The organism is Nostoc sp. (genome assembly GCF_036917675.1).
Classification (GTDB): domain Bacteria; phylum Cyanobacteriota; class Cyanobacteriia; order Cyanobacteriales; family Nostocaceae; genus Nostoc.
This window is the reverse complement of the sequence record NZ_JBALCT010000015.1, coordinates 1-6,961: the sequence shown is the minus strand read 5'-3', so window position 1 is coordinate 6,961 and position 6,961 is coordinate 1. Positions and strand designations below refer to the sequence as shown.

Here is a 6,961-nt window from a genome sequence, read left to right as displayed (position 1 = left end):
GATTTCAATCTCAAAAGGGCGGCTCATAGATATTAGAATTTATCAAGTTTGTTTTCTCTATTATATGCAGCTTCATATAAAATTGATATTAGGGGATGTCGTCTAACCAGTGTAATACGCTCTTAATCCTTACTCTGTGCCTGTTTAAGCCCAATGTCGGGATAGGTTCATTTCTCAACATTCTCCCCCAACTGGTGACAGCATCGACAACGCCGCCGCTCCCAACACCTGATCGTCAAATCGTTTTCAAATCGTTGTCAGACTGTAGAACCTGTAAGCCGTAGCCAATAACAATTTGAACTCGATTAGCTGATAATACAATTAAACTGTCTTCAGTGATAACTGACCACAAACAACCTATTGCCTTCAATACCACCACAAATAAATGACTGGTAAGACTTCTGGAAAACTTTGTGATCTACTGAATTCTGATTGAACAACTAGGATCAGGAGCGAAGCTTTTATCAAAAACGAATCTAGCATTGATTCCTTCGCCACCTGCTATATAGGGGCCACCTAAGTAATGCTGATTATTATCTTGGATGCCTGCATCTCCGGTATTGAATCTTTTTGCGGGTAGGAATCCGTTGTCAACATAATAAACATTTGCTTTATTACCGCCGCGATTGCTTCTCTTGTTAATTTTATAGTTGATTCTTACTACTGGGCCTAGAAATCTTCCGGAGGGAGTGTGATCGATTATAATTGTGCCTGTAAAACCTCCTTTACTACATAAATAGTAACTAATAACGGCATCGGCCGTAGTTGGAGTTAAAGCAATGCCACTGCAAGCAACAGTCATTGCACCAGTAGCAATAACAAAACGGTTTGTAGCCTTTCTAATTTGACGAGCAGTCAAAGTATTAATCATTTCAGACTTGCTTTTTGATTGAGTTATACTTGCATTAATAAAATTAAAATGAATAAATACCAAAAATTTTCAACCCTCTTACAAAACTTTAAATAGAACTCCATTCCCCCCACACGCCCAAATTATACCCGGTATTACCTTGCTAGCACGGAGTTTGTTTTTGGTGATTGGGTGCGATCGCGGTAAAGTTAGGTATTCTCAATAAACAAGTAGAAAAAATAGGCTTTAAAGTAGACAGCGTAAAGAGTTGATAGTTTTTAACTCAAAATATACATTATTAGGAAATATTTATGATATTAAGTGCGTCAAAACTGCGTCACTTTTTTGAAAACAGAAAAAAGTGACGCAGAAAAAAAACGCTAAAAAGTGCATAGTTGTAAGGTTTTTTTTCAACTGGGCACAAAAACTGCTACTCTACGAAAGATGATATGCTGATTGGCATTGGCGATCGCTCCTAATTTACCAACCTCCGTAAATGCTCACGAGTACGGTTATACTGACAGTATTATTTAGGTAATTTATTTTTTCTTTGAAAATCCCTTGCTTACCCAGGCAAAAAAAGCTATCTCTGAATGCAAGTTGGTATCATTGTGCAAGGCTACCCTAATCTGGTAGCGATCGAGTTACGATCTTGTCATACCCTTTTTTTGATTTGAGAAGTCCTATTCCAGAATTTTCTGGTTAAAATAGTATATCTGTTCTACTCAAACTCCCAGAGCAACACTCCTTAAAACCATATATTAAGAGGCATTAGAGGCAGGAATGGCTATCAACACCGATACTTCTGGCAAGCAAAAAGCGCTGACTATGGTGCTCAACCAGATTGAGCGCAGCTTTGGTAAAGGAGCAATCATGCGCCTGGGCGATGCTACCCGGATGCGGGTGGAAACAATTTCCAGTGGAGCGCTTACCCTAGATTTAGCATTGGGTGGTGGTTTACCCAAAGGGCGGGTAATTGAAATTTATGGCCCCGAAAGTTCCGGGAAGACTACAGTAGCGCTACATGCGCTCGCCGAAGTGCAAAGAAATGGCGGTATTGCTGCCTTTGTTGATGCTGAACACGCCCTTGATCCTACCTATGCTGCGGCATTGGGTGTAGATATTGATAATTTGCTGATTTCTCAACCTGACACTGGCGAATCAGCTTTAGAAATTGTCGATCAGCTTGTTCGCTCTGCTGCGGTTGATATTGTAGTAATTGACTCAGTGGCAGCATTAGTTCCCCGTGCTGAAATTGAAGGGGATATGGGTGATATCCACGTAGGTCTGCAAGCGCGGTTGATGAGCCAAGCTTTGCGTAAAATTACTGGTAACATTGGTAAATCTGGTTGTACAGTAATTTTCATCAACCAGTTGCGGCAAAAAATCGGTGTTACCTACGGTAGCCCAGAAACCACAACTGGCGGTAACGCATTGAAATTTTACGCTTCGGTGCGCTTAGATATTCGCCGAATTCAAACCTTGAAAAAAGGTACAGATGAATATGGTAATCGCGTCAAAGTCAAAGTCGCTAAAAATAAAGTAGCTCCGCCTTTTAGGATTGCGGAATTTGACATTATTTTTGGCAAAGGAATTTCTACCTTGGGTTGTATTGTAGACTTGGCAGAAGAAACTGGCGTGCTTGTCCGCAAGGGAGCTTGGTACAGCTACAATGGCGACAATATTTCTCAAGGACGAGACAACGCCATTAAGTATCTAGAAGAAAAGCCTGAATTTGCTGAACAAATTAAGCAACTGGTGCGTGAAAAGCTAGATAAAGGCGCTGTTGTTTCTGCTAACTCTGTAGCTAAACCCAGTGAAGGAGATGAAGAGGAAGAAGTCGATTTAGAGCCAGAAGAATAAGGAATGTGGATTTATTAATCTGCAACTTTTCATGTGTAGTGGGTTACAAAGACAGCTAACCCACCTTTTCCAAGGTATTGATGAGTTACAACAAGCCTAACGAAATGATTGCTACTACATGACGGGCAATCATTTTTATGGCGTTTTTTCGTTGCAATCAGGTAAAATTAGTGTCAAATTAGAGCCAGGGCGAATAGAATTCGCACGGCAGTTACTCATGGGGGAAACCACGCCAGGTGCAACAAGAGTGGCTCGCCGCCCAACGCACTGGCTTGGCTACACAAACAAGAGCCACACCGGACTGGGCTAAGGAAAATTAAGGTTTTTTAACCCGTGCAGGTGGGTTTTGCCTTAATTCACAAAAAAATCAAAAGTCATATTACCTAGATGGATGCGATCGCCATTTACAAAGGAACCAGTGGTACTGTTGAAATCAATTAAGTAAAAGCCTTGATGATCAATATGTTGAATAGCATAGCTCCGAAATCTAAACTTTCAACTTACAACAAGCCTCGTTTACCATTGGGGCGAATGGTCATCCAATTTGTTTTTGCTAGCGCTAGCTGCTCATCAGAAATTTTGGCACTGGTAAGATTAGCACCACACAGATTTGCTCCTCGGAGGTTAGCATTGCTGAGATAAGCATTGCTGAGGTCTGCGCCTCGCAGGTCTGCCCCTTCTAAATCAGCATGGTTAAAGTATGCCTTGCTCAAATTAGCATCCTTGAGATTTGCTCGAGTCAGACTGGCTCTGCCAAAGTCACTATTTTGCAGATTAGCTCCCTGGAGATTGGTTTTTTGCAATTGAGCAGAATGGAAATTTGTTTGGGATAAGTCAGCACCTTGCAGGTTCAGCAAACTTAAGTTGTGTAGGGCAAAATCCCGTCTTCCCTTCAGATAGGCTGTTAATAAACCTTGAGTATCTAACTTTCGCTCAACTTTAGAATTATGAGCTTGCGAACCATTGCTGTTGCTGTTAGCTAAAGTCGTGGATTTGGTCATCCCAGAACCGTGCTGTAATCCCGCCGCTTCTGCTGCCTTGGCTCGTCTAGCGCGAATTGCTGCCGCTACCTGTGCCACTCCTCCAGTGGTAAAAGTAGCAGAAGGGTTGTTAGATAAAACAGCAGAATTTTCCCGGTGGTTGTGTGTTCGCTCTTTAGATCCACTATCAGATTTAGTCAGTAAACCCTTTGCTAGACTATCTAAATATGGTTCTATTTCTAATGCTCTGAGAACTTCTGCTGCTGACTGATAGCGATTACGTACAGACACCTCTAACATTTTTCGGAATACATTGCTCAAGTGATCACTCACTTGCACAAGCTGCTCCCACATCATCTCGCCAGTGTTGGGATTGTAATCTAAATCTCTAGGAGTTTTGCTAGTCAATAAATAAATGCATGTCACCCCCAGTGCATAGATATCACTGGCGTAGACTGGACGCATAGCCATTTGCTCTGGAGGTGCAAAACCAGGAGTACCAATGGCATATGCAGTTAATGCTGTCTGTCCTGATTGACTTGTCGCAGCTTGGCTAACTTGGTCTTTGACGGCACCAAAGTCGATGAGTACCATTCTGGAATCTTGAGTGCGGCGAATTAAGTTGGCTGGCTTGATATCACGGTGAATCACCTTTTGCTCATGGATGTATTGCAGCAGTGGCAGAACCTCGCTCAAAAATTGCTTGACTCCAGTTTCGCTCAAGATGCCGTTAAGTTTGACCTCCTCCTGCAAGGTATCACCACTGATGTATTCTTGAACTAAGTAGAATTGTTCATCATCTTCAAAATAGTCTAATAATCTTGGTACTTGAGGATGATTGCCAATCTTACCTAGAGTTTTGGCTTCTCGCTCAAAGAGTTCTCTGGCCATCTTTAAAACGTGTGGGGCGCTTCCTGATGGGCGTAATTGCTTGATTACGCAACTCGGTTCTCCTGGTAAGCCTTGATCATAGGCTAAGAAGGTTGCTCCAAAGCCACCCTGACCTAATGGTTTGATCACCTGATAGCGATCGCGCAACAGAAGTTGCGAGCCACAAGACTTACACCTTTGGCTATTTACCAAATTTTCTGGATTGGGACAGATAGGATTTAAGCAGTAGCTCATGCACTCTCAACTCGCTGCACAAATAATCACGGGGAATGTTATACTCTGTTTCTGTTATACTCTTTTTCAATTATTTAGATATTAATCAATTCTTGCCAGGTAATTTTTGCTGGAAATTCTTTGAAGAGTTTCTAAAGTTTAACTCAGATTACGTAAAGCGATCGCCATAACAAGATAATTTATTATACTTACACCGGTAGATAGTATTTAGATTACTTTATACCAAACCGTAATTCCTAATCACATTCTCTTAAAGCTTCTACGGGCAGTATGCTGCTCTGGTGACTCGCTAACGTCATTCGGAATTGAGAAAGCCAGTTTTAATCTGGATTTCCCGATGATTGGATCTGTAGTCTTATTTTGGAGAATTGGTATTTAAAAGTATTGGAGGGCAGTGCCCAACGCCAGTTGCTCTACTTGGGAAAACCTCAAGTAGAGCAACTGGCTCCCCTACAGAAAATCGCTGTAAGATTTTGGATGCCTAAATTTGGAGGCAATTTAGAATCATCTCCATTACTCGTTAACAGACTATTAGCTAGCTTTCATGTTCACACTAATCAGCTGTTCGATCAGTGCAAAAACATCACTGCGGCTGAGTTTCTCTTTACCATTAGCAAGAGCATCAAGAGTGCCACTAGCCAAGGTTAAGGGAATTTGGCAAAAATCTAAGGCGGGTCCTGTAGGAAGGTCTTTGGTGTAAGCTTCTGCCAGGACTAGATTGCGCCGCGCATACTCTTGCATATTTTCTGCACTCCAACCCTCTGGGAAAAAGTCTACCCCACGCCCTAAATCTTCAGTATGGTTACGCAGGATATTAACTGCTTGTAAACCCCGACCAAACCCAATTGCCTGGGTACGGTTAGTTTGGGTTCCATCGTACCAAGTCCATAAGTCCGATAGTAACAATCCCACTGCACCTGCAACCCCAAAGGTATAACGATCCAAATCAGATTCTGTGTAAATTTTCCAGTTTCTTTCTGCCCAATAAGCCATCCGGTCTGCCATTGCAGCAGTCGCATCCCAAATTCGAGGTGCAATGGTCTCTGGTGCTAGCAGCGACCATTCTCTAATCCTCACAGTGACTTCTTCTAAGGTATTCTCATACCCACTAAATCCTGCAAAGAAAGCATCTACCGCGAAGCCATCAACTCCCGCCTGTAATGTTAGGCTAATCGTTTTTAACAGCTTTGCTTTAGTAGCGTTATCTAGTTCGGGATGATCTTCAATTTCATCAATGGCACGCATACACAAATATGCTGATGCTACTGCTTCTTGCAATCCTGGCGGTAAAAGACTAATTGGGATATAAAAAGTTCGGCTAGTTTCTTTGAGGATTTGCAATGCATCTCTACGTAAATTCATGTTTTCACTCCCCACTTGATTTTTGCACCACATGAAGTTGGCAGTTTTTTGATGATACTGGATATAGTTTTGACTAAACCTTAAAAACTATAGACCATAAGATACGCTAGTATTTCATCTAAAAATTAATAGTTTTTGGTGTTGCAATTAACAAAACTCTCAAATTTATCAAAGTCTAACCTAGTATATAGGGTTTTGGTTGCAAAAATGCGTCAGGTGTCGTTTGATATAGCTTTCATAAACTTTTAGTTTAGATATAAAGAATTATGCTAATGTTTGGTTGATTACAGCCAAATTTTTCCATGAGCAAACATCCATTTTCGAGATTTGAAAGTGTTGTAAGTCTGCGTTAATCTGACTAACAAAGTGTAATTATTGTATATATAAAGACAATTCTGAAAAAGCTGGTAACAGATAATAGCAACTGTACGCACCTTTAGATGCGAACGGCGGCTTCCCCAAGAGTTAGGGTAAGTTAAATTTGATATAGACGGCTGCGATGCCTGGGTTGGGCTACGCATACGCTTGATCGGTTACAGTGGAAGCCTCCTTGCTGTTCAAGGTGAGATAAAGTGACCATAACCCAGAAGAAAAAGTTCCCGTATATTTACTAAATTGACAATAAAAAAGTGGGCTGTTTGCCCACTCAACAAAATATTTGTGAAATTCATCTAGAATTACTGCTAATACCAATTTAATATGAAGCTGCATAGAAAAGAGCTTCTAATATAAAGTTATAAGAGGAGACAGATATTACCTGCTCAAATGTTAATTGCTCGAA

The 6,961-nt window shown here is 41.2% G+C and carries 5 protein-coding genes; 1 reads left to right on the top strand and 4 read right to left on the bottom strand.

Annotated features, from left to right (window positions below):
* Positions 1–418: 418 nt before the first annotated feature.
* Complete coding sequence (locus V7K31_RS05090) at positions 419–934, bottom strand: hypothetical protein (RefSeq protein WP_335092966.1); 516 nt, start codon at positions 932–934, stop codon at positions 419–421.
* A gap of 699 nt (positions 935–1,633) precedes the next feature.
* Between V7K31_RS05090 and recA the strand changes: the two genes are divergently transcribed.
* Positions 1,634–2,713: a recombinase RecA gene (recA, locus tag V7K31_RS05085; protein WP_334828360.1), complete on the top strand. Its 1,080-nt coding sequence runs from the start codon at positions 1,634–1,636 to the stop codon at positions 2,711–2,713.
* Between the two features lie 351 nt (positions 2,714–3,064).
* On the opposite strand, the gene V7K31_RS05080 is transcribed toward recA, so the two are convergent.
* The 3 genes from V7K31_RS05080 to V7K31_RS05070 form a co-directional block, all read right to left on the bottom strand.
* Positions 3,065–3,175, bottom strand: a complete 111-nt coding sequence (locus tag V7K31_RS05080; protein WP_442941216.1) for an FHA domain-containing protein — start codon at positions 3,173–3,175, stop codon at positions 3,065–3,067.
* Between the two features lie 38 nt (positions 3,176–3,213).
* Entirely contained in the window at positions 3,214–4,818 is a 1,605-nt protein-coding gene (locus V7K31_RS05075) for a serine/threonine-protein kinase (protein ID WP_335092965.1), read from the bottom strand.
* Positions 4,819–5,349: 531 nt separating this feature from the next.
* Positions 5,350–6,180, bottom strand: a complete 831-nt coding sequence (locus V7K31_RS05070; protein WP_334949360.1) for a phytoene/squalene synthase family protein — start codon at positions 6,178–6,180, stop codon at positions 5,350–5,352.
* Between the last annotated feature and the right edge of the window lie 781 nt (positions 6,181–6,961).